At 55.7% G+C, this 23,061-nt stretch carries 17 protein-coding genes; 9 read left to right on the top strand and 8 right to left on the bottom strand.

All coding sequences use genetic code 11. From position 1 onward, the window contains the following. Nucleotides 1-39 precede the first annotated feature (39 nt). A complete protein-coding gene (locus Fuma_RS18440; RefSeq protein WP_077022463.1) occupies nt 40-1,344 on the top strand; it encodes an IS256 family transposase in 1,305 nt (434 codons plus the stop codon). Nucleotides 1,345-1,786: 442 nt separating this feature from the next. Here the strand turns inward: Fuma_RS18440 and Fuma_RS18435 are convergent, their stop codons facing one another. Continuing rightward, nucleotides 1,787-3,907: a type VI secretion system Vgr family protein gene (locus Fuma_RS18435; RefSeq protein WP_077025421.1), complete on the bottom strand. Its 2,121-nt coding sequence runs from the start codon at nt 3,905-3,907 to the stop codon at nt 1,787-1,789. Nucleotides 3,908-4,378: 471 nt separating this feature from the next. On the opposite strand from Fuma_RS18435, the gene Fuma_RS18425 reads away from it, so the two are divergent. Genes Fuma_RS18425 through Fuma_RS18410 form a run of 4 tightly spaced genes read left to right on the top strand, consistent with a single transcriptional unit; the run spans nt 4,379 to nt 7,915 of the window. After that, nucleotides 4,379-4,855, top strand: coding sequence for a hypothetical protein (locus tag Fuma_RS18425; protein ID WP_083732142.1), 477 nt, complete (start codon nt 4,379-4,381; stop codon nt 4,853-4,855). Between the two features lie 9 nt (nt 4,856-4,864). Beyond that, nucleotides 4,865-5,905, top strand: coding sequence for a DUF2169 family type VI secretion system accessory protein (locus tag Fuma_RS18420; protein WP_077025419.1), 1,041 nt, complete (start codon nt 4,865-4,867; stop codon nt 5,903-5,905). Beyond that, a complete protein-coding gene (locus tag Fuma_RS18415; protein WP_077025418.1) occupies nt 5,898-7,052 on the top strand; it encodes a DUF2169 family type VI secretion system accessory protein in 1,155 nt (384 codons plus the stop codon). The genes Fuma_RS18420 and Fuma_RS18415 overlap by 8 nt, the downstream gene beginning before the upstream one ends. A gap of 11 nt (nt 7,053-7,063) precedes the next feature. Next, nucleotides 7,064-7,915, top strand: coding sequence for a hypothetical protein (locus Fuma_RS18410; protein ID WP_077025417.1), 852 nt, complete (start codon nt 7,064-7,066; stop codon nt 7,913-7,915). Nucleotides 7,916-8,323: 408 nt separating this feature from the next. Here Fuma_RS18410 and Fuma_RS18405 read toward each other — a convergent pair whose 3' ends face one another. From Fuma_RS18405 to Fuma_RS18380, 6 genes are all read right to left on the bottom strand, one after another. Then, nucleotides 8,324-9,334: an FHA domain-containing protein gene (locus Fuma_RS18405; RefSeq protein ID WP_077025416.1), complete on the bottom strand. Its 1,011-nt coding sequence runs from the start codon at nt 9,332-9,334 to the stop codon at nt 8,324-8,326. A 13-nt stretch (nt 9,335-9,347) separates the two neighbouring features. Continuing rightward, nucleotides 9,348-11,492, bottom strand: a complete 2,145-nt coding sequence (locus tag Fuma_RS18400; RefSeq protein ID WP_077025415.1) for a type VI secretion system Vgr family protein — start codon at nt 11,490-11,492, stop codon at nt 9,348-9,350. 260 nt (nt 11,493-11,752) lie between these two features. Next, entirely contained in the window at nt 11,753-12,238 is a 486-nt protein-coding gene (locus Fuma_RS18395) for an Hcp family type VI secretion system effector (RefSeq protein WP_077025414.1), read from the bottom strand. Between the two features lie 186 nt (nt 12,239-12,424). Next, complete coding sequence (locus Fuma_RS18390; RefSeq protein ID WP_077025413.1) at nt 12,425-13,264, bottom strand: PIG-L deacetylase family protein; 840 nt, start codon at nt 13,262-13,264, stop codon at nt 12,425-12,427. A 140-nt stretch (nt 13,265-13,404) separates the two neighbouring features. Next, nucleotides 13,405-14,715 carry a Gfo/Idh/MocA family protein gene (locus Fuma_RS18385; RefSeq protein WP_077025412.1) on the bottom strand — a complete coding sequence of 437 codons (1,311 nt, stop codon included), beginning with the start codon at nt 14,713-14,715 and terminating at the stop codon, nt 13,405-13,407. A 191-nt stretch (nt 14,716-14,906) separates the two neighbouring features. Continuing rightward, on the bottom strand, nt 14,907-15,341 hold the full coding sequence (locus tag Fuma_RS18380) for a VanZ family protein (RefSeq protein ID WP_077025411.1): 435 nt from the start codon (nt 15,339-15,341) through the stop codon (nt 14,907-14,909). A 215-nt stretch (nt 15,342-15,556) separates the two neighbouring features. Between Fuma_RS18380 and Fuma_RS34875 the strand changes: the two genes are divergently transcribed. Both Fuma_RS34875 and Fuma_RS18370 read left to right on the top strand, forming a co-directional pair. Continuing rightward, nucleotides 15,557-15,808, top strand: coding sequence for a hypothetical protein (locus Fuma_RS34875; RefSeq protein ID WP_145944246.1), 252 nt, complete (start codon nt 15,557-15,559; stop codon nt 15,806-15,808). 246 nt (nt 15,809-16,054) lie between these two features. After that, complete coding sequence (locus Fuma_RS18370) at nt 16,055-19,879, top strand: FHA domain-containing protein (protein WP_158521056.1); 3,825 nt, start codon at nt 16,055-16,057, stop codon at nt 19,877-19,879. A gap of 198 nt (nt 19,880-20,077) precedes the next feature. Here the strand turns inward: Fuma_RS18370 and msrA are convergent, their stop codons facing one another. Beyond that, the gene (msrA, locus tag Fuma_RS18365) at nt 20,078-20,635 is read right to left on the bottom strand and encodes a peptide-methionine (S)-S-oxide reductase MsrA (RefSeq protein WP_077028398.1); all 558 of its coding nucleotides are present in this window, start codon (nt 20,633-20,635) and stop codon (nt 20,078-20,080) included. Nucleotides 20,636-20,802: 167 nt separating this feature from the next. Between msrA and Fuma_RS18360 the strand changes: the two genes are divergently transcribed. After that, nucleotides 20,803-22,257, top strand: a complete 1,455-nt coding sequence (locus Fuma_RS18360) for a sulfatase (protein ID WP_083732140.1) — start codon at nt 20,803-20,805, stop codon at nt 22,255-22,257. 38 nt (nt 22,258-22,295) lie between these two features. Then, a complete protein-coding gene (locus Fuma_RS18355) occupies nt 22,296-23,045 on the top strand; it encodes a metallophosphoesterase family protein (RefSeq protein WP_077025407.1) in 750 nt (249 codons plus the stop codon). Nucleotides 23,046-23,061 lie beyond the last annotated feature (16 nt).

The following is a 23,061-nucleotide window of genomic DNA, read 5'->3' as shown; positions in this document are numbered from 1 at the left end:
CTCCTCTCCAACGGCCCGAAGTGGGCAAAGGAATACGCTATGAGCAAGACTAAAACAGACCGAACCAAAGTGCCAGTGGGTCAAGCGCTCGATCCCGAAGTGATTTCCTTTCGGGCTCAGTTCGACGAGCGAAGTCCGCTCGACGAGATTGTCCGTGAGGGAGCCAGGCGGATGCTACAAACCGCAGTCGATGCCGAGGTGGATGCGTTCGTCGCCATGCATGCGGATCGGACTGACGAGCACGGCCGGCGACTGGTCGTCAAGAACGGAAGCCTTCCGGAGCGGGACATCCTCACCGGTGCCGGAGCGATTCCGGTCACTCAGGGGCGTGTCCGCGACAACGATCCTGATCGCGAAAAACGGGTGGCTTTCTCGCCAAGCGTGCTTCCGAGCTATCTGCGAAAAACGAAGGCCATTGAAGAACTCATCCCCTGGCTTTACCTCAAAGGAATTTCCACGGGTGACTTCAACGAGGCGTTGCAGTCGCTCGTCGGCGAGCGGGCCGCCGGGCTGAGTCCCAACGTGGTTTGCCGGCTCAAGGATCAGTGGTGCAGCGAATACGATGACTGGAGCAAGCGGGATCTATCGAACAAGCAGTACGTTTACATCTGGGCCGACGGCATTCACGCGAAGGTCCGACTGGAGGATGACGCCAATAAAAAGCAGTGTTTGCTGGTGCTGATGGGGGCTACGCCGGAAGGCCAGAAAGAATTGATCGCGGTGCTGGACGGTTACCGCGAGAGCGAGCAGAGCTGGTGCGAGTTACTGGTCGACTTGAAGCAACGTGGCCTGCAATTGTCACCGAAGGTTGCCGTTGGCGATGGTGCGCTTGGCTTCTGGGCCGCGATCCGCAAAGTATTCCCCGAGACTCGTGAACAACGCTGTTGGGTTCACAAGACGGCCAATGTTCTCAACAAGATGCCTAAGAGCGTTCAACCCAAAGCGAAAGGCGACCTGCACGAAATCTGGCAGGCAGAAACGAAGGACGATGCGAACAAAGCGTTCGATAAATTCATTGAAAAGTACGGTGCGAAGTATGCAGCGGCTTGCGATTGCCTGAAGAAGGACCGCGACGAGCTGCTGACGTTCTACGATTTCCCGGCCGAACACTGGAGCCACTTGCGGACAACCAACCCGATCGAATCCACCTTCGCGACGATCCGCCTTCGTCACCGCAAGACCAAAGGCAGCGGAACAAGACGGGCGAGCTTAGCGATGATGTTCAAGCTGGCTCAGTCAGCATCGAAGAAATGGAGACGACTCAACTGCCACGAAAAGATCACACTCGTCATCGAAGGACGTTCCTTCAAAGACGGAATCATGCAGGATGATATCGCCGCCTAAATCAAAAACCCAAAACACAACATTTGACAATTGCTCCCCACCGATCCGTCCACAACCAAAGGGAAGCGGCTGTAATTCTTCCACTGCAGCTATAATCCCTCGCGTTCGACCATACCGCCGACAGTGTTTTATGAGTCGTACGAGACGCCTCACCGGGTCTCAGGTTCTGTATTCGCACCGAGCGACACCGACCGCACTCAGTTGCTGAGCGCTGACGACGATTACCGCGCCGCTGATCCGCCAGGCCTTCCATCGCAGTGTTCTCAGCTGTTTCAATGGCGTCCACCCGAGTTCGGTGTACAGTCTTTCGCGTAGTGCGCAGAAGCCCGCAATTGGGCAGAAGCAGGTGAAAAAAACTGATAACCCACCTGCACGAAGTGCACTGGTCTGGCCAGGGGCTTCACAGCGCAGTCGCAGTAAGTTTGACCACGTCGATGTCAGGTTAGTTCTGCAGGATTTTCTTGCCCTTCATGACGATATCTTTCGACGCCTTGACGTTGATCTTGCCTTTTCCTTCGACAGTGATGTCTTTACCGCTGATCAGAATCGTGCCGTCTTTTTTCATCACCAGCTTCGCCTTGCCAGTGACGATTGAGATTTCGTCGCCGACGTTGATGGACAACTTTTTGCCGATCTGAATCGTCTGATTGTCGCCAATGGTGATCGACTGGTCCTTGCCGATCTGTGTCGTCTGATTGTCACCGACTTCGACCGATTGGTCCTTGCCGACTTCATTCGATTGATTGACGCCAATGGTCGTCGCTTGATTGGCTCCCACCGTAATTGCCTGTGCGGCGCCAACTGTGACTTCCTGCGACGCGCCGACGGTGATCGCTTCGTTAATGCCGACCGTGTGAGTCCTCATTTTTCCGACCGTCACGCTCTCGTTGCTGCCGACAGTGCGGGTTCGGTTGTTGACAACGTCTACTTTTTCGTCGTTGCCCACCGTTCGAGTTCGGTCGTTACCGACGTCCATCGTTTCGTCGTGGCCCACGCTGACCGTGTGATCGTTCTCAACCACTTCGTTCTTGTCTTTTTCAGCGTGAATGTAGACCTCTTCGCTGCCCATCTTGTCTTCGAAACGAATTTCGTTGAAGTTGGCCGCGCCGCCTCCTTTTGAGCTACGTGACTTGATGCCCGACTGAGTCATGTTGTCGGGCAGGCCATAGGGAGGCATGTTCTCTTTGTTGTAGACCATGCCCGTCATCACGGGACGGTCCGGGTCACCATCCAGAAAGTCGATAATGACTTCGTGGCCAATGCGAGGGATGTGAACCATGCCCCAGTTGGCACCTGCCCACGGCGTCATGACTCGTACCCAGAAGCTGCTCTTGTCGTCGGCCGCTCCCAGCCGGTCCCATTGGAACTGAACTTTGATGCGTCCAAACTCGTCGGTGTAGATCTCGTCGCCGGACGGCCCAACCACAACGGCTGACTGGATGCCATGCACGCGCGGCTTTGGGCGAAACGGTGGACGAAATACGACTTCGGCTGGAATGCACTTAAACTGATTCTTGTAGATGTCGTCCGAATGCGTGCCGCCGCCGAAATAGTTGCCGCCCTGGTCTGCCGTGTGCTGAACGGCCGTCAGAACCCACTTCCCACCTTTCTCGCCATCGTTGTGATGGTCGACCACCTCAAAGCGGCCGCCGGGTGAAAACGATCGGCATTCACTGCTACCCGTGACCGAATCGAACCCGGCTTCTTCGGCTTCCATTCGCAGTTTGGCAAGACCGTCGCCCAGTCCTTTGTCGAGGTAGTCGCCAGGAAAATCGTAGACCTCATGCTTTTTGATGTCTGGCAGTGAGATCAGGGTGTCCTTCGTGACCAGCAGTTTTGTCGACGGCTTTTCGAAGTCGTAGTCGGTGTGAGCGAACTTGCCCGTTGTGAATTCGTAGTCGTGATTCCACGACGACAGGTTGTCTGTCAGTTCGGGCTGAGCCAGGTTTGAAAGAAGCTGCACCTCGGCATCTTCGCAATCAAACACACCGCCCACGTGATCCGTCATGACCAGTTCATGCTTGCCCTGCTCATGCTTGAAGTAGTAGTAAATTCCTTCTTCGGCCAGAAGTCGGGTAATGAAATCGTAGTGAGTTTCGCGGTACTGAACGCAGTAGTCGCGTTTCTCAGGCGTGCGTTTGAGGTCCCATTTATAGTCGGTGTAGCCCAGCTCGCCGAGCAGTCCGTCGATGATGTCCTGCGCACTTTGTTGACTTCCCGTTTCATGCACTTTGCAGTCGGCCCCTTTGGTCAGGAACCAGAACCACGGCACGACATGAGCCTGGTAAATGTGAGCCCGGTCGCCTTTGCCGCGGTACGTGAACCGATTGACGTGGCCATTAAAGTAGCGAGGCTCGCCGTCCGGAAAACGAATGTAGAAGTCGATGTTTTGACCGACAATCTCGTCCGGCTTGATGTCGCCCCGTTCGGACATCAGTTGCAGTTCGAACGAAAACAGACCGGAAATACGTTCTTCGCCAGCAAAGGACGTCAGCACAAGGACGTCCGTTCCAAGAGGAGTTTCCACGCCGATGGGCCGTTCGCCCTGAATCATTTCTGCCATCTTATTTCTCCAAAGTGCTGTCGGACCGAAATCAATACAACAGGGTCAAACAGAAATTCACCGACGATGCCGCCACAACCCAGCATTCCATCATATCTCGACTGGCCACAATTCACGTGCAGTGAGCAGGCTGAAAACGGTGGCAATGGACCACCTTCAAAAAGACCAGAAGGCTCATTTCGGTCATGTCAAAGCTACCAGCCGTGATCAGGAGATTCGAATCTTCGGTTTCAAATGGGGTGGGTTGCCGCCTGAATGTTATCCCGTATCGCCCCTTTATTGTTGCGTCATTTTCGTGGTGATAACCGATTTCATTTGGCTAAATTCGGATCCGGGCCGATTTTCGGGCAACACCTACGCCTGGGGCATCGAGAATCATAGCAGGCGGCGGCTCTTTTCGAGCTTCTGACGTGCAGATTCTCTACAGCGTCACGTCCCTCACGAAATCTGTGGTGAAAAGGAAAATCGATTATGGCGAATACCGCCGACGAGTTGCTCGAAGCGCGCCAAACGTCAGTCGCATCGACTCTGCAGACGATTGTTTCAGAAACCGAGCAGGCTCCTCGTTCCACCGGACCTCATCGATTGCCCAGTGGCCAGACCCTGACCGTCGAGGGGGATGAGAATGGCAGCACGGTGCGGATTCGGTCGGGCAAAGGGCAAACGGTAGTCAGTATCCGGGTCACGGAGCTGGGCGCGGAATTGGTATTTGAAGACGGCCTGTGCCTCCGCAGCGAAGGTTTGCTGACCGTCGACGCGAACCGTGTCGCTATTCGTGGGGAAGAGGAGTTACGGCTCGAATCCGGAGGGGATGTGGTCATTGACGCTGGGCAGACCTTGAGCAGCAAGGCTCAGGTTCAGGAGATTCGCGCCACACTCGGCGACGTTTCCGTCAAAGCCAACGACGATGTTCGCCTGCGCGGTGAACGCATCCGGCTGAACTGCTGAGGGACAATCATGGACCTTATCAATCGAACCGGATTCAATGTGGGACTGCCTTACACTGTTGTCGACGAGGACATGATGCTGGCTTCTGCCATCGTCCGAGCTTCTTTCGACATCGTAGAAGGTGAACTTGTCGCATCGGAGGAGCAGGAGTGGCCGATAGGCGAACCCGTTGAGCTGGAACTGGGAGCCTTCGACGAAGATTCGCCGTTTCGCAAAGCCGGCGTTGACGTGATGTTACTGGGGCACGCCTATCCCGAAAAAACTCCGGGCACCAGATCGCGAGTGGAATTGCAGATCGGTTCGCAGTCGTGGTCTGTTCTGGTCTACGGCAATCGGCGCTGGGTGCGTTCCGGCAGGAAATTGGTCCCTGAGAGGCCTCAGCCATTCCAGTCAATTCCGCTGACATGGGAACGCGCCTATGGGGGCAAGTGTCCTGTCGAAAATGGCGACTTTCCCTTCCATGCAAATCCAGACGGCCGCGGATTTTACGTGGACGAGGAATCTGCTGAAGGCGGCGTTCTTCCGAATCTGGAAGATCCTGAGAACCAAATCGCAACATGGCAGGATCAGCCGGAACCCACGTGTTTTGCACCGCTTTCGCGCGAGAGTTCATTACGGATTTTCAACTCGGCAGAATTCGACACAGATACTGCTCCGCCTCAAATCCGCCGAATCAAGCCGAGCTATCACAACAACGCGAACCCGAAACTCATACTTCCCAAAGTGCCACCACCGGACTCAACGGTTCGTATAACTGGCGTGCAGGCCAATGGCCGCGAGTTGAATTTTCGATTGCCAGAGCTGTCGTTTCATGCGTATGTGCAATTGCAGGATCGCAGCTATGTGTTTCCGTCTCAGTTAGACACAATCACTATTCTGTCTGATGAACGGCGGGTGATATTGGGGCATCGTTGTTGCTTCAAATACCGGTTTCGGCCATTGGAACGTCGCGTCGCGATTGTGCGGGAGGGCTCTGCTCCGGCCACGGTTCCGCCGGAATACATTGTCGACTGGGCTGAATTCAACGCCTCGGAGGTGGTCAATGTCTGATCCTACCGAAGCACTTGTGTCGGCCCACCCAGAACAACACGACGAGATTGCGTTGGTCGCCAAACGCACCTACGACATCGGCGCTGATGGTGTTTGCCGACCTTCTGAAGAACAGCTTCCCCTGGTTTTTAAACCTGAAAACTACGACGAGGCCGAGCTGCCATTGTTGTCTCCGCCTTGCTGGGACTTCGACCTGCTGGCCTTCAAGCCTCGCACCGATGTGGTGTTGCAGGGATCGGCATACAGCTACGGCTCTCCGTCGACGGTGGTCGATGCCGAAATTCAGATGCCCGGCCTGTCGCGAACTGTGCGCGTCCACGGGGACAGAACACTTCAGTGGAATGGAAGTGGGCCGACGTTCAGCCAGCCGAAACCGTTCGAACGCATGCCCGTTCGGTATGACCGCGCGTACGGTGGGTGCGATGTGCGGGCGCTGGGTGAGCACGATGATCCGATCGCGGACGGCGTGATGGCGACAGAGCCCGATTTTGAACTCGAACCATTTCTGGGCTTCCACTACCCGCGAAATCCGGCAGGAGTGGGCTTCGTTTGGGTGCTGGATGAAGAATCTGCTCAACACGTTCGCGTGCCGAATCTGGAGTTCCCCGACGATCCCGTGACGCCAGACCGGCTGGCAATCGGTGAGTCTGCTCGCTGGCTGAATGGTCCCTTGCCCGCCTGCTTTGATTGGTCGCATGCGTCGTGGTTTCCGCGAATCGGATACCTCGGGCTGACACCAGAGCACTTAACGCCGGACACCGAAGTCAGTGAAGTCGCTCGAGGCTGGGCGGTGCCCGACCTTCTGACTCTTCGTAGCGTCACCAATCAGGGGTGGCATCCCGGCTTCCAGCAGGCAGCTTCTCCCGGCATGGTGGTCGAAGACATCAAAGCCAAAACATCAGTGACCATTCGCAACCTGCATCCGGACTCTCCGGAGATCCGCATTCAGATTGCAGCTCGACCGCCCGAAGCGGAAATAGCGGTCAGCCCATTGAAAAAACTCACAACGAAACCACAACTGAACGCGGTAGTGATTCGACCGGACGATCGTCAGGTCGTGGAAGTATGGAGTGCGCGCAGCGTTGCCGCTCGTCAGTATCATCAGGTGGAACTGGACAAGATGTCCTGGACCATTCGCTGGAGTTAAGGACTGAAGTCATGATGCATGTCGCTCACTTGACGATCCATTCGTTTGTCGGACTCGGTTCGCACATGGCGTTGTATCCGCCGTCGGTGGTTCCCGTCATGACGCCCCACGTCTCGATGGACACGCTGCTCGGACTAACGATCGGGGCGAAATGGTCCAAGACAGTGATCGGGCCGTTCGGCTTTCAGTTCATTGGTCAGGGCAACGATAGTGGGTTGGTGGTGCCTCATATTGCGCTGCCACCGCCGAACGTACTGATTCCGGTGATCATTGCGTTTGGCGGTTCGAAGCCGATGTTTTCGGCTTCGACTGTGAAAATCGATGTCGATGGAGCAGGCGTGCCGATGGCCGCCGTCTGCTTTCCATGTAATTTTGTGAGCATGAACCAAGCCTGCAACGATCCTTGCAACTATCCAAGTGACGTAGTCATTTCGCCGAATTCCGTGGTCGTCGGTTTTACGCCTGGCGACTATGCTGCCGGGCTGGTGGGAATCGCCGCTGACTCGGCCGTTAGCTTTGTGGCGAGCAAGATCGGTGGTGCTGTTGCTGCAGACGTGATGAGCGCCGTTGGTGGTCGTATCGCCTCCGCGATGCTACGGAAGTGGACCCAAGAGCTGACCGAAACATTCGGCGAAAAGTTTGCCAAAGAGGCTACCGAAGCGGCAGCTGAAAATATGCTCGAACGCGTGGTTCCCCAGGTAATTCAGGAGGCCATGGGAAAGGTGATTGGAAATGAAGTGGGGTCAGTCATCACCAGCACCACGGATGAACCGAAGGGGCAGCCCGTTTCCAACAGCCGCTCTTCAACTTCGGAATTATCAAACAACACGGACAACGCAGCTCCTATTCATGTCGCAGACTGATCAGCGGCAGATCTACTCGTTTGCTCGCAATTGGCGGCTTGAGGACCGGACCTGTCTGCCAGTTTCCGTTCCAGTGAGTTAAGCGGGCGTTCGTTGCGATCGTCCACTTTCCACTTGGCGGGGTAAGAGTTTGAAGGGCATTCGGCGACTGTCGGACACCGACATCTACGCGAATGCTTCATTCCCAGCTCGGGGTCACTCTTTCTTGAGTCGTCAGCTTACGGAGCTCGCCGAGGCTGGACGTTTAACTGGCAGCTCTAACAGTGGCCGCCGACACCAGATTCTGCGCCGTTATTGCCACTGTCTCTACAGCGTGTTACGGTGACTTGTGGCCGCGGACCAAGCGTTTCGTACTATGAATGCTGTTTGCCACGAGCCCGAACCGTCCACGACAAACGGTATACTGCTCTAAGACCAGGGCGAGTCCTGCGTGGCGAAGCACAGAGCATCCGCAATATAGCGGCGGCGACGGTCAGCAATCTGGTCTGGTTCGCAGTCTACAACGGCCAGTGAAACAGCCGCCAAAATCGTCTTGCCGGCCAATGTGACCTTGGGCTGAACTTCCGGTGTATTGGCGGCCGCCAGGCTGCCGTGGCTATGGAACACAGCATCCGCAACCCAACGTGCAAGGCCTTCGACTTCGTGTCGTTCTGCCAGCTTTAGAGGCTGTCGCCGGGTCTGTCGATTGGGACGTCTGACCCAGGCCTCACTCAAGTCCAACACGTTGCGCTCGTGGCCTTCGAATTCGAAATCGCTGCGTAGACACTGGATTAACCACCAGATCGCGCAACGCCGAGGCAGTGCAAACGCCAGAAACTCGATAGCAGCAATGTCGTCCTCCGCAGCCAGTAAACGCGCTACAAATTCCTCCGCACCTTCACCTTCTGCGGGGACCAGCTCGATTTGATCGGCCAACGAAAACCGCTGCGTAATTTCTAAAGCTGACGCACCACAAAAACCGCCCGTCATCCGCAGATCAAAAATCTCAGCATCTGCCCATGACTTTGTCACCAATGAATTTGCCTTCGGCGGCGAACCTGGACCAGGAGCGGCACCTGCAGTGGATCCTACTGAGTTTTGTTGTTCCGGCGATGCCGCTGCGGCCTTGGAAGCTGGTGCATGCGATGGCCAGTCGAGTTGAAAATATGTGGTACCGCACCGAAATATGGCTGGCCCCTGCAGTTCGACCGCAGCCACTGGTTGGTCGTTTAGCCAGGTTCCATTCGTGCTGTCCAAATCCCGCAGCACACAACTTGCGCCGGTCAAGGTTAAGGAAGCATGCCGAGACGACATCTGCCCGTCGGTTGGCACGGGGACGTCGTTTTTTTCACCTCGGCCAATTGTTAGCGGCTTGCCGTTCGGTAGAACGGCGACATCTCGAGCTGAACCCGCTTCGTAAATTTGAAGAAAGGCTGACATCCAGGCGGCTCCTTCAAGAATTGATTTTCGCCATCGACCCCTTGAGTGTCAGGATACCGTCGGCGTTGACGTCGATTTTTGGTGCTGACAAGCCAACACTCGCGGTGCCTTCGACGTCCACTTTGACACCTTTGATTGTGATTCCCGCTGGCGTCAGCTTGATGCTGCTCGCACCACATTTCAACTCCAGCGACGTCGCCGCCGTGGTTTCACTCTTTCCGGCGCTGACTTTGGTTATGAGGTCACCTGCCGTGACTGTGACCTTCTGGTCGCCTTTGACAGTAATGATCTGATCCGCATTCACTTTCGTGATTTGATCACCTTCGACCGTGAATTTTTGGTCGCCTGCGGAAACTGTGATGATCTGATCACCCTTGTCGAGCGTGACCTTTTGATCACCACTCTTGATGACCAGCAGATCGTCGCCCTTTTCGATCGTTACGTCACGGTCTTCGTAGATTTCAACTTTCTGACCGCCCTTTCCGGATCCGTGGCCGATCTTGATCGTCTGATCGTTGTAGACCTCAAGAGACTGGTCTCCCGGGTCTTGAACGTCAAAGCCCACCTTGTGCGTTTCGTTGTTGCCGACGGTCACCGTCCGGTTGTTTTCGACTGTCTGATTCAGATCCTTCTCGGCATGAATGCAGATTTCTTCGCTGTCCTTCTTGTCTTCAAACCGGATCTCGTTGTAGTTAGCGCCACTGCCTCCTTTTGAGCTGCGTGTTTTGATGCCCGACTGAGTCATGTTGTCGGGCAGGCCATAGGGAGGCATGTTCTCTTTGTTGTAGACCATGCCCGTCATGACCGGTCGGTCCGGGTCACCGTCCAGGAAATCGATAATGACCTCATGGCCAATGCGAGGAATGTGGACCATTCCCCAGTTGTTACCAGCCCACGGCGTCATTACGCGCACCCAAAAGCTGCTTTTGTCGTCTTTCTTTCCAAGCCTGTCCCACTGAAACTGGACTTTGATGCGACCGTATTCGTCCGTATAAATTTCATCACCGGGAGGTCCCACAACAACGGCCGACTGAATGCCATGCACGCGTGGCTTAGCTTGATATGGCGGACGGAACACAACATCCGCAGGAATGCACCTGAATTTGTTTGTGTAGATCTCATCGGAATGCGAACCGCCGCTGAAGTAGTGTCCGCCCTGGTCGGCCGTGTGTTGAACGGCCGTCAGCACCCACTTGCCGCCTCGTTCACCGCTGTTGTGGTGGGCGGCCATGGCAAATCGTCCGCCCGGCGAAAATGAGCGGCATTCGCTGCTGCCGGTCACGGAATTAAAGCCTGACTCCTGCTCCTCCATGCGCAGCTTCGCGAGTTCATCGCCCACGGCCTTTGCCATGTACCCGCCGAAATGGTCGTAGATCTCGTTTCTGTCAATGTCTGGCAACTTGACCAGCGTATCTTTGGAGACCAGCAGATCCGTTGATGGCTTTTCGAAATCGTAGTCTTTGTGTGCGAACTTTCCGGTCGTGAATTCGTATTCATGATGCCAACTGGAAAGGTTGTCTGTGAGCTCTGGTTGAGACAGCTTCGACAGCAAACGGACGTCTGCATCTTCACAGTCGAAGACGCCGTTGACGTGATCCGTCATGACTAGTTCATGCTTGCCCTGTTCGTGTTTGAAGTAGAAGTAGATTCCTTCTTCGGCCAGCAGGCGAGTGACGAATTCGTAATGGGTTTCGCGATACTGAACGCAGTAGTCGCGTTTTTCAGGCGTGCGGTTCAGGTCCCACGAATAGTCTGTGAACCCCAGGCCACTCAACAGACCGTCGATGATGTCCTGAGCATTCTGTTGAGTGCCCGTTTCATGGACTTTGCAGTCAGAGCCCTTGGTCAAAAACCACATCCATGGAACGACGGTTGCGTTGTATACGTGGGCTCGATCGCCTTCGCCTGTATACGCGAAGCGATTGACGTGGCCGTTAAAGTATCGCGGCTTGCCGTCCGGGAATCGCACGTAGAAGTCGACCTTATGCCCGACAATCTCGGCCGGTTCAATGTCGCCTCGATTGGACATTAATTGCAGTTCGAAATCGAACAGCCCGGAAATCCGTTCTTCACCGGCAAACGACGTCAGGACGACGGCGTCTTTGCCCAAAGGAGTTTCCACACCGATGGGCCGATCGCCCTGATTCATTTCTGCCATTTTAGTCTCTCCCAAGGTTGCAGCCAGAGTCAGGCCCGTGCGTGTTGAGGCCCAGACTTCACAATAGAGTTCTCGATTGACAATCGAGCCTGCCGATTTCGGCTGTGCCGTAATCGATTCGATCCAAAGTCAGCCGCCAAATCAAAAAACGCTGAACCTCCGCGCAATCGCAGGATTTTTGCCAATCCTGGATGCATGGAAGTCACAGCGTTTTTATATCGCTTGCCATTGCGTCCCATCTCTCGAGATGGGGGCAGTGCTTATGCCTGGCCCTTGCCAGGGTTGTACTTACCAGGCACGTTTCCAACGGGCTTGCCGTTGTTTGGATCGAGTGTCACGTAGGTCCATTCCACTTCGGTATAGCCCAGAGTGATTTCTTCGCTTGGCAGAGGATCGCCAGACGACATACCCTGAAAACTGTACGAAGATACAACGACGTTCTTCAGTTTGTACTTCAGGTAAGGTTCCTGCTTATTCCCGACTGTCGAGCAGAAGTGGATTTCCACTTCAGGGTAGAAAGTACCGTTGGCACAGGATTCCTGCAGCTTGGTTGACGACTTGTCCAGCTCGCGAACTACGGCGATGTCGCCAAGAGTGGTCTCACCTTTGGTTCGCTGGTGGTCTTTTGCACCTTCTGGAATTGAGCGGTAGATCGGTGAGCTCATTGACTGAATGATGATCCAGTCCTTGTGGCCGGAATCGGTGGCTTCGCCCTTGATGTCGCCAATTTTGATGTACGCGGGCATTGTTGTGTCTCCCTGGTTAACTCTCGAAAAACAAGCCAAACTTGGGTTTGGCGAAACATTCAGGCTCGTCTCGCACGGCCGCCTACACTTACGTTTTCTGATTGTCGGCCAAAGAGTTGCGTGAATTCCGCAATTTTTTCTTCGAGTCACAAATGGGCTTCGTGCGCCCCGAATGAATCGAAGGTCTTATTCGACGCTCGAAGGGAAAAAAGCGTTCGGAAACAATGTTTTCAGAGCGTCTTCGTCCGGCTGTCGAGCATACTCGCTGATTTCGAATGCTTCGATAAATTGCAGCGAACTCATCTGTTCGGCCCCTGCTTTTGCGGTCAGAAATTCTCGAAATCGCTCCCTCCGCGGCCCGATGTACCGCTTCGCCCACTCCAGCACCCACGCCTCTTTGGCGGCCTGATCGTTGGGAACGGTGTGAAGCACATCGGCTTCATAGGCCAGCCATTCGAACAATTGAGTCTGGTGACAGGCCAGCATCTGCGAGATTGATTTCATGTACGGTGCGATGTCGATGACAACATCCGGCCGCAGCGGCGTCGGTCGAGTAAACAGGTCCGGCAGAAACGCGACGACGGGGTCGTTCTTTAATGCAGGCACCTCGGGCACGACCAGAGGAACGGTGACCATATACGACGCATCCTGCACGCACTGGCCGACGGCTCGGTGATCCGGGTGGTAGTCGCAGATGCGATGAGTCAGCACGAGATCCGGCTGGAATTCTCGGATCTCCCGAATGATGCGGCGACGTACGTCCAGAGTTGGTTCGAGTTCTCCGTCCGTAAAGTCCCATGTTTCGTATGTCGCACCGATCACTGCGCCGGCGTTGGCGGCTTCCGCGCGACGTAATGGGATGAGCTCATCGCGAGTCCGTTCGTGGTGTCCGGCAGAACCGTCTGTCACTGACACCAGCTTCACTGGCCGGTCCAGCTCGCGATAGATTGCGGCCAAGCCGCCGCCGTGAAATTCCGCGTCATCCGGATGCGCGCCGAGGATCAAGAGTCGAGGTCTGTTGGGCATGGAATGTTTTGCCTGTTTTTGCTGGCCGGTGCTTCGAGCAGTTTACCTTTTATCGTGGGCGGTTCGGGCTCGTGGGAAACAGCCTTCATCTTCCGAAATTCTTGTTCCGCGGCCACAAGTCAGCGAGCCTCGCTGTGATGTCAGACGAACTTGGTGAGTCCCGGCATAGCAATCACGACTTCCGGAGCGGGGCCCCAGTCATAGGATTCCGGCGAGAGATCCTGTTTCGATTCCATCGCCATTTCCCATGTGATTTCCTGCCCGGTGTAGGTCGCCATGCGGCCCATGATCGCCAGCAATGTGCTTTGGGCCATGTATTCGCCGTTGTTCAGAGGCTGTCCGGATCGTATCCCGGCGAACAGCTCGTCGTGTTCGACCTGATACATGTTTTTCGCTTTGTCTTTAAACTTCCATGATTCATCGGCCGTGATTTCCAGACGCCGCTCAGAAACAGAAGCCCGGCCTTTCGAGCCCAGGACATACGCCGACATATCATTTCGACAGCCACTTTGCTGACGACAATTGCTGAACAGTCGAGTGCCGTCGTCGAATTCGTAGGTGACGCTGTGATGATCAAAAATGTTGCCGAACTTTTCGTCCGTGCGAACCTGACGTCCTCCCATACCCATTGCTTTGGTCGGGTAGCCGCCTTTCAACCATGCACACACGTCCAGATAATGCACATGCTGTTCAACGTTGAAGTCGCCAGACAGCCACGTGAGGTAGTACCAGTTTCGCATCTGCCAATGCATGTCTGTCCAATCCTCCTGTCGCGGTTTCGTCCAGATGGAACCACGATAGTCGTTGGCGATCAACGTATGGATGTCGCCGACCGCGCCGTCATGAATTCGCTGAACGGTTTCGCGAAAACCGGCGTCGTAGCGCAGGCACAAACCGGATACGACCGAAAGTTTCTTCCGTTTCGCTTCTTCGCAAGACTGCAGTACTGAACGAACGCCCGGCGCGTCCACGGCAACCGGCTTTTCCGCGAAGACATGCTTGTCGGCGGCGATTGCGGCTTTCAGATGCATCGGCCGAAAATGGGGAGGCGTCGTGAGCAGCACGACGTCGACGTCTGTCGCCAGCAATTCTTTATACGCATCGAAACCCACAAACTGCTGTTCCGGCGAGACGTCCAGTTTACCGTTCAGGTCTTCGATCGCCGACAGCGACTTGAAACTCGAATGCAACCGGTCTTCAAACACGTCAGCCATGGCCGTCAGCTTGACGTTGTGGTCTGCCAGCAGAGCCTGCTTCGCGGCTCCGGTCCCTCGCCCACCGCAGCCGATGAGTCCAACTTTGATCACGTCGTCACCCGCCGCGTAAACGGCGGCTCGTGTCGCAGGCAGCGCAACGGCGCTCGCGGCAGTGGCCATTACTGACGCGTTCAAAAACGATCGTCGCGACGTGTGGGAAGGCGGGGCGACGGGGCGCGGCGCAGAATGAGCCATGGGGCGTTCCTTTGAGTGCAGGCGGGATCTCGCAGCGGCGAATTGCCGGAGACAGCAACATAACCTGCTGACGGATTCGGTTCCAGCATCACGAACAGCGGACTGCGAGCCGCGCGTCCTCAGAACCAGGCTCTTGAGGCTTCAGCCTGGCAATAACCGAGCGACATTTCCGGACGCAGCAATTTGCTCGCTTAGCCCAGCGCGGTAGCGGATCGCGGCCGACGGCTGACGAACCAGTTGACGATTGCTGCGCCGATCACAATGCCGACGATGTTGGCGATTGCATCGAGCGGATCGCAGGTCCGGCGAGGGACGTAGATCTGCATGAGTTCGGTGGCCGTCGAATACACCATCAGCAAAAACAGGACGCCCTTCTGAACTCGCGGATCGGTGGCTCGTGCTGTGAGCGAACAGCAGGCGATGGAAAATCCGCCAAACACACAAAAGTGCATCAAAAGGTCACTAACCGTCGTCAGGATCGAGAAGGGACTTCGCTTGACCACGGCCAGTGGATCCGGAGTCAGCAATCCCCACGAAACGAATAGCAGCAGACAAAGGCAGGCAGCCACGTGAGCGGCTCGACCGGTCGCGCGCTGCAGAAACGATGATGAAGTGGTGGGAAGCATGAAGTGGCAAACTAACTGACTGAACGGCCGTTCCTGTCCGATGCTGAACGAGCGCTGGGTATGACGTCTTTTCATAGTGAAAAAACAGGGATCGTGTCAACAGATGTTCGGCGTTTCCGCCGCGATCAAGCTGGCCTTTGCAGAGCTGAAATTACCTCAATTGCCGACACGTTGCACAACGTTAGGTCGCGTTTTTCGAATGCTCAACGGAATTCGTGACTGTTTCCTGGGAAACCCGTTTTGACTCCCAAAGACGCCCGGCCTTCCACGCAAAGAGTAAGCATTTACCCGACATCGCAGGCGCAACAGGCGTCAATGTCGAATTCGCAATGCAGCCACTCGCCGTGTTTACACGCGTCATTCCTGAATCGGCGGAATTCTTTCGTGGAACACGTGCCGGTAAAGAACAATTCGTACAAATGTTGAAATCCGTTTCTTCTGCACACGCGAATGCTGCCAGTTTTTGAGGCTGGCGAACCTGCACAGTTGATACGGCCTATCAGTGAGTTCCCCGGATTTGCCGAATGTGATGTCCTCGGACAACGTCGTCCCGTCCTGAACTCCGTTCCCGGTGTATGTGATCATGGGTTGCGTAATGTCGACGCGTGGTGCAGCCCTGAATATTCAATACAGGCGGCACAGTTCCGCACAGCCGCAAATCCCGGCGAGCCCCCCATTGAAGTAGTTTGTTGTTGACGCTCATGGAGAAGCAAATGTCGTTTGAACCTACCCCTCCGCACCTCATGTCGGAGAATAGTCTGCTCACCGCACTGGTTCCGCTCTGGGACGCAGGCGAAGAAACGCGCGTATTGGCCAAAGATGGTGAGTTCACATTCGGTAGCGATCGGTCGAACAAGGTCCGGCTGCTGCTAAACGGCGTCTCGCCACAGCACTGCAGAATCGTCTGTGCCAACGGAGATGTGACCGTACAGCCAATCGACAGTAGTCCCGTTCACTTAAACGACGTGCCCGTTGCATCTGAAGCCGCGTTGGCGGCTGGCGACAAGCTGGCCATTGGTCCGGCCAGTTTTCGTGTCGAACATCGACGACCCAAGCCCACAATGCGAGCCGCCTTTTCCGCCAGCCCGCAGCCTTCTGCCTCAAGGCCCGCCGGACCGATGTCGCCAGCATCAGCGCCGCCGAATCGTCCGGGCGGACGTCGCGCGTCCGATGCGCCCGCACCGCCGGTCCCTGTTGTCCCTTCTTTCGCACGGCCAGCGGCAAAGCCGAACCTGGCGGAACGTCAACAACGACTGCTCAAGGAACGCGAAGTTCAGCTTCAGAATTGGCAGAAACAAATCGATCAGCGGACTGAAGAGTTGGATCAACGCGCCAGCCAGGCTTCTGAACGGGAAGCTCAGCTGCAGCAGCGTGCAGCTGCTTTCGAACAGCGCTGCGCAGAAGTCGAAGCTGAACAACAGCAGAGATCCGAAGCGGCAACCCGCGAACATGAACAGCGAGCCGCCGAACTGGAGTGGGATTTGGCGACCCGATCTGAACAACTTACCGAGCGTGAGCAGGCGGTGGAGGCGCGGCATGCCGCACTTCAGCAGCTTGAATCGCAGCTGGAAGAAGCCGCCACCGCAGGTGCTGAATCGGAAGCAGCTGTCAGTGCTGAACGCGACGCCGCGATGCAGGAAGTCGAAGAACTTCGTACGCAGTTGCAGCAGCAGGAAACCGACCTGCAAGTCGCATTGGCCGAACTGGAAGCTCAAAAACAGGATCACGAACTTCACGTCAGTAACGTTCGTTCAGAATTCAGTGAACGCGAAGCGACCATCGCTGCGGACCTCGCCGCATCTGAGGAGAAAGCTCATGCGCTGACTCAGGCGACCATTGAACTGGACGAGCGAATCGAACAGCTTGACGCGGCGAAGGACGCCTTTGAAGCTGAGAAGCAGGATCGACTAGTTGAAACGGCGGCGGCTGAACAGAAAACCAGCACTCGCAACGAAGAGCTGGCTGCATGGGAAGCCGAATTGGAAGCACGGCATGTAGAAATGGCCGACCGCGTGCAAAACTTGAAGAGACTCAAGGCAGAAGCCGCCACTGCTGTTAGTCAGGAAGCAGAACAGCCGTCGCACTTCGTTGCGGAAAGCCATGAGCAGGCGGAGCAGCTGGAAGAAGCGCGTTGCGAACTGGAACGTGTCACTGCAGAACGAGACGACATTGCGGCCGCACTGGAAGAACTGCGAACAGCGTTCGAACGGATGCGGGACGACCTGTTGACGGCCGAAGAAAGTGCGTCGCAGTCAGCCGGTGAAGGTGACGGCACGGATCAGCAGCAAGCCGCAGCGGCCATTGCAGAACGTGACGAAGCTCTGGCAGCAGCGAACGAAGTATTGATGGCTCAGGTCGCAACAGTGCAGGAACTGGAAGAGCGGATTCTTCAGCAAGCGTCGGAATTCGAAGCTGAACGCCAGCAACTTGCGGAACAGCTTCATGCGGTTGAGCAGTCGGCTGAACAAAACGGTTCCGCGAACACAGACGAAAGCGATCTGTTACAGCAGATTGAACAACTCAAAGGAGAATTGTCGTCCAGCAACGAAGGCGGAGGACCGTCGGACGAATTGCAGACGCAGCAGATCGAACAATACGAAAATTCAATCCGTGATCTCAGTGCGCAGTTGGAAGAGGCTCGCAACCTGATCGAACAGCAGTCGGAATCCGACGACGGCGTTGAACAGGAATACATCGCACTCATCGCCGAATTGAAACAACGACTGCAGGAACAGGATGAACAGCTGAAGGCTCTGACAGACGAAGCGGCCGCTCATGACCAGCAGGCTGTGGCAGCGGAAGACAGTGAAGAAGTGAAACGACTTCATCGCGAACTGGACGAACGCACGCATGTGCTTGACGACCGTGAAGCCGAACTGCGCGAACGTCAGCGGAAGCTGGATCAGTTGGAAGAAGAGTTCGCGACACATCGCCGCGAACTTCTGGAAGCTCGCCAGGAACTGGAAATGGCGCGGGCTGAACTTCATGTTGTTTCAGAACCACCTGCCATCGAGATGCCCGCTCACGAAGAAGAACCGCCAGCGGACATGTCGTACGAATCGGCGCACAATCTTCCGTCGACATTTGAATCCGACGGGGAACCACACGACGACCACAATCCACCGCAGGTTCGTTCGGAGCTGGCTGAATTGTTTGGAATTGGATCGGTGTCGGCTGCAGAACCAGAGCAGTCCGATGCCCGTGAAGAACTTGCTGCTGTTGACGATTACAGCCAGGAAACCGCAGCCGCTGTTTCGATGAGCTTCTCTGAAGCGGACAACGTGTTGCTGGAAGCATCGACCGATGATGACCTGGAGGCCGCAGCCACAGCAGGCGAAGACGAGAGCGAGGACGACTTCGTCGCTCAGTACATGGAGCAACTCTTGTCTCGCAGCCGTACCGGTGCCGGCGAGACGCTGCCCGCAGAGCTATCGAAGAAGTCTGAGAAGCCTTCAACAACAAAATCAAATTCTGCGAATAAGGATGAAAAGCCACCAGCCGCGCCGCGACAGACCAAGTCGTTCATCGATGCGTATATGTCGGGCGAGTACAAAGAAAGCATGGCTCAGCCCGAACCGGTGGCCGAACTGCCCCCCGAGCCGGCGCCGAAGAAGCCGACTGAACCTCGTCCGAAAGTGGATCTGCACGCACTGCGAAATGAAATGGCATCATTTCGGCAGTTGTCGACAAGATCTGCCGAAAGTGCGTTGGCTCATCATGCCAAGCGACAGGAAAAAGGCGGCATCACAACTCGCGTAACAATTTGTGTTGCGTTGTGCCTGGTCTGCCTGTTCGTCCTCGCTGCAGCGTCCTCCGGGCTGATCCCGTTTGGCTTTGTTGCCTGGTTGTCGATCCTGGCGGCTTGCACTTCAGGCGGCGAACTGGCCTACAAGATTTGGCAGAACAAGGAGAAGCTGAAAGAATCGGCTGCCATCCTCAGTCACGGTTCAGCTGTCGCGCCGGCAGCGAGCAGTACCGAAGACTTGATTGTCGAGCCTCCAGTAGACGCCGGTGATGCGGCCGCAAAGTTGCCATCCGACACGGAAGACTCACAGGCCACAACCGCGCCCGACGCAGAAATGAACGTAACCGAAACCAATGTGACCGACAACAACGCGGCCGACCAGACTCCGGCGAATGCGTCTGCGACACAAGAGCGCGTCGAGACAGAAACTGATCACACGGACGCTGTTGAAAATCCGATCACCGCGGACCTTGCGGCTACTCCGGAGTCTGCCGGCGAAGTTGAAGTTGACACGAACTCCAACGCGATAGATGAACCCGCACTGGTCTCGGATGTCGAACAGCCTGAGTCCAGCGAATTGGATTCAGAACACCCGGTAGCGGCCGAAGCTTCATCAGACCAAGACGTGCAGAAACTCACGCCAAAATCGTGGTTGGATATGATGCCGGCGTCCCATGTTTCGACAGACGCGGCCGATGAGTCGTCGCACGTCGATTCTGCGACAAGTGACGGCCATCATTCACCAGAATCTGAGTTCGTCGAATTTGACGGCGAAAAATATTTCGAGATTTGAGCAACGACGCTTAACAGATTGGCCACCCAGTTTGCGCTGGCAGTTTCCGCTCTGTTTAAGCGGGAGCCTGCGAAACACGAGCTTCAGTTGGTCTCACAGACGCTGACCGACCGTCTTCAGTTTGGACGGTCGGCAGCACGTCGCAGTGGCTTTTCGTGAGTTGCCATCACCGCTCAAGCTTCGCCACTGTTCTGCTCGTTATTCGTCCTTCAGCATCGTTTTGTACCGCTTGCGGAACTTTGCGATCTTTGGATTGATCACGACCTGGCAATACGGTTGGCGACCATTCAGTTCGAAATACTGTTGGTGGTAGTCTTCGGCGGGATACCACTTTCCGAGCTTTTCCAGCTTTGTGACAATCGGGTTGTCTAATACTTCTGCCGCGTTCAATGCGTCGATGACCTTCTTCGCGGCCGTTTTCTGTTCTTCGTTGTGATAGAACACGGAGGACCGGTATTGCGTTCCCGTGTCGGCTCCCTGCCGGTTGAGCGTGGTTGGGTCGTGCGTGTGAAAGAAGACGTCGAGCAGTTGATCGAATGTGATGACCTTCGGGTCGTAGACGATTTGGACGGCCTCAGCGTGACCTGTCGTGCCTTCACAAACCTGCTTGTATGTTGGGTCGGGGACCTGGCCGCCCGTGTATCCTGACGTGACCTTGCTCACGCCCTTCAAGCGATCAAAAACCGCTTCGGTACACCAAAAGCACCCGCCTGCGAAGGTTGCGGTTTCAGTATTCTTCTTTTCGCTGGGACTCATGGCAGCTTCTCCTGGCATCTTGTTGATCAAACCGAGGGGGCCCGCACAGCTGAAATCGCATCCGTGACTTGCCCTGCGGTTGTAGTGTTGTACGCTGTTTGCGCGGAATTTTCAAAACAGGGTTGCTTGAGTTGTGTCCTGCGGTTCAATTTTTCGGAAAGTCAAATATGCGACACATCGTCTTGGCCGTTGCGATCTGCTTTTTGTGCCTGCCGGCAACACTTACGACCGCCGCAGAAAAGCCGAACGTGCTGTTCCTGATTTGCGACGACCTGAACTGCGACATCGGTTGCTACGACCATCCGCTGGTGAAGACGCCCAACATCGATCGACTTGCGGCACGCGGTGTGCGGTTTGAACGAGCGTATTGTCAGTATCCGCTTTGTGGGCCAAGTCGAGCATCCTTCATGTGTGGTCTGTATCCCGACCAGACTCTGGTGCGGCGGAATTCGATCTACATTCGCGAGCACCTGCCGAACGTCAACACGATGTCGCAGATGTATCGCGACGCCGGTTACATGGCGACCCGCATTGGGAAGATCTATCACTACAACGTGCCAAAGCACATTGGTACGTCGGGCCACGATGATCCTTATTCGTGGAACAACACCATCAATCCGGAAGGCCGCGACGTTCATGACGAAGACAAAATCTTCAGCCTGATTCCAGGTTCATTCGGCGGCACTCTTAGCTGGCTGGCTGCTGACGGAACCGACGACGAACAAACCGATGGCATCGCCGCGCTGGAAGCAGACAAGGTGCTGAAGCGATTCGCGAAAAACGGCACGCCGTTCTTCCTGGCTGTTGGTCTGTACCGACCTCACACGCCCTATGTCGCGCCGAAGAAGTACTTCGACATGTACCCGCGAGACAAAATTCAGGTGCCTGCAGTTCCCGAAGGCTACCTGAAGACCATTCCCGCCCCAGCCCGGAAGTCGCTTACGCGCAAGAAGCAAAACAACCTGAAGCCGGAGCTCGCCAGAAAAGCCATTCAGGCGTACTACGCATCGATTACGTTTGCGGACGCTCAACTTGGCCGAGTGCTGGATTCATTGGATGCGGCTGGCCTGACGGACAATACCATTATCGTGTTCACCAGCGATCACGGCTATCACATGGGTGAGCACGGCCATTATCAGAAGACAACTCTGTTCGAAAACGCGGCTCGAGTGCCCTTGATCATGGCCGGCCCCGGAATCACCGCAACGGGCACCGTAACGAAGTCGTTTGCCGAAATGGTCGACTTCTACCCCACGTTGGCGGAACTATCGGGGTTGAAGGCTCCTGGATTCCTTGCAGGGGTTAGCCTGCTACCGGCGTTAAAAGATCCAGCCGCCACGGCCCGCAAATCGGCGTTCACTCAGTACGAAAACGGCTACAGTCTGAGGACGGACCGCTACCGCTATACCGAATGGGGTGACGACGGAAAGGTGGGTGTCGAGTTGTATGATCATTCGAACGATGCCGCCGAAATGAAGAACCTCGCGTCGTCGGAAGCTCACCAGAAGACAATCGCGGAGTTGTCCGGACAACTTCGAGAGCGGATTGCGCAGCACCGGATTCCGCCGAAGGGGCTGACTCAGAATACGTACGACAATAAGCGCCGCGTGCCGCAGCGGTAGCCCGGCCATCGTCTTATTCGCAGCCTAAGATAAGCACCATGAAGATTTTGCTGATCGCTGACATTCATTCTAACTGGCCCGCGTTGTCGGCGATCGATGAGTCCTTTGATCAGTGCATCTTTTTGGGCGATGCCGTCGATTACGCGACGGAACCGGCGGCGTGCATCGACTGGGTTCAGCAGAATGCGTCGTACTGTGTGCGTGGTAACCACGATCATTCCGTCGCTCAGCGAGTCTCAGTGACTCTTGGCGGAACGTTTCGCCAGATGGCTTCCTCCATGCGTCCGCTTCATTTCGAGCAGCTCAACGACAAACACCTGACCTGGCTGGCTCAGTTACCCGTGACGCAACACATCACGATCGGTGATCATTCTTTTCTGCTGGTGCATGCGACACCGAGAGACCCCATGGACGAATACATTGCAAACGGCCGCGAGGGCGAACGCAGCTCAGACCAGGCGGACGCGAAAACTCAATGGCAGGCCAGGCTGGCTCATGTGGACGTGGATTTCGTCTGTGTCGGCCACACTCATATTCCCGTGGATCTGCAACTGGACGGCTGTCGCGTGATCAATCCGGGCAGCGTTGGCCAGCCGCGAGACGGCGATCCGCGAGCTTCCTATGCGGTCATTGAAGACGGGGAAGTCGAAATTCGTCGAGTCGAATACGACATTGATCGGACGGTTTCTCATATGCGAAGTTCGGGAGTTCCGGACTCCGTTGTGCGGAAAGCGGACCTAATTCTCCGTTCCGGCGGCAATCCGAATCCTCAGTCGGTTTCCGGATAGTCTTTCCCTTGCGAAT

Origin of the sequence: Fuerstiella marisgermanici (assembly GCF_001983935.1) — a bacterium.
Classification (GTDB): domain Bacteria; phylum Planctomycetota; class Planctomycetia; order Planctomycetales; family Planctomycetaceae; genus Fuerstiella; species Fuerstiella marisgermanici.
The sequence above is the reverse complement of the archived record's forward strand: the minus strand, read 5'-3'. Positions and strand labels throughout refer to the sequence as shown.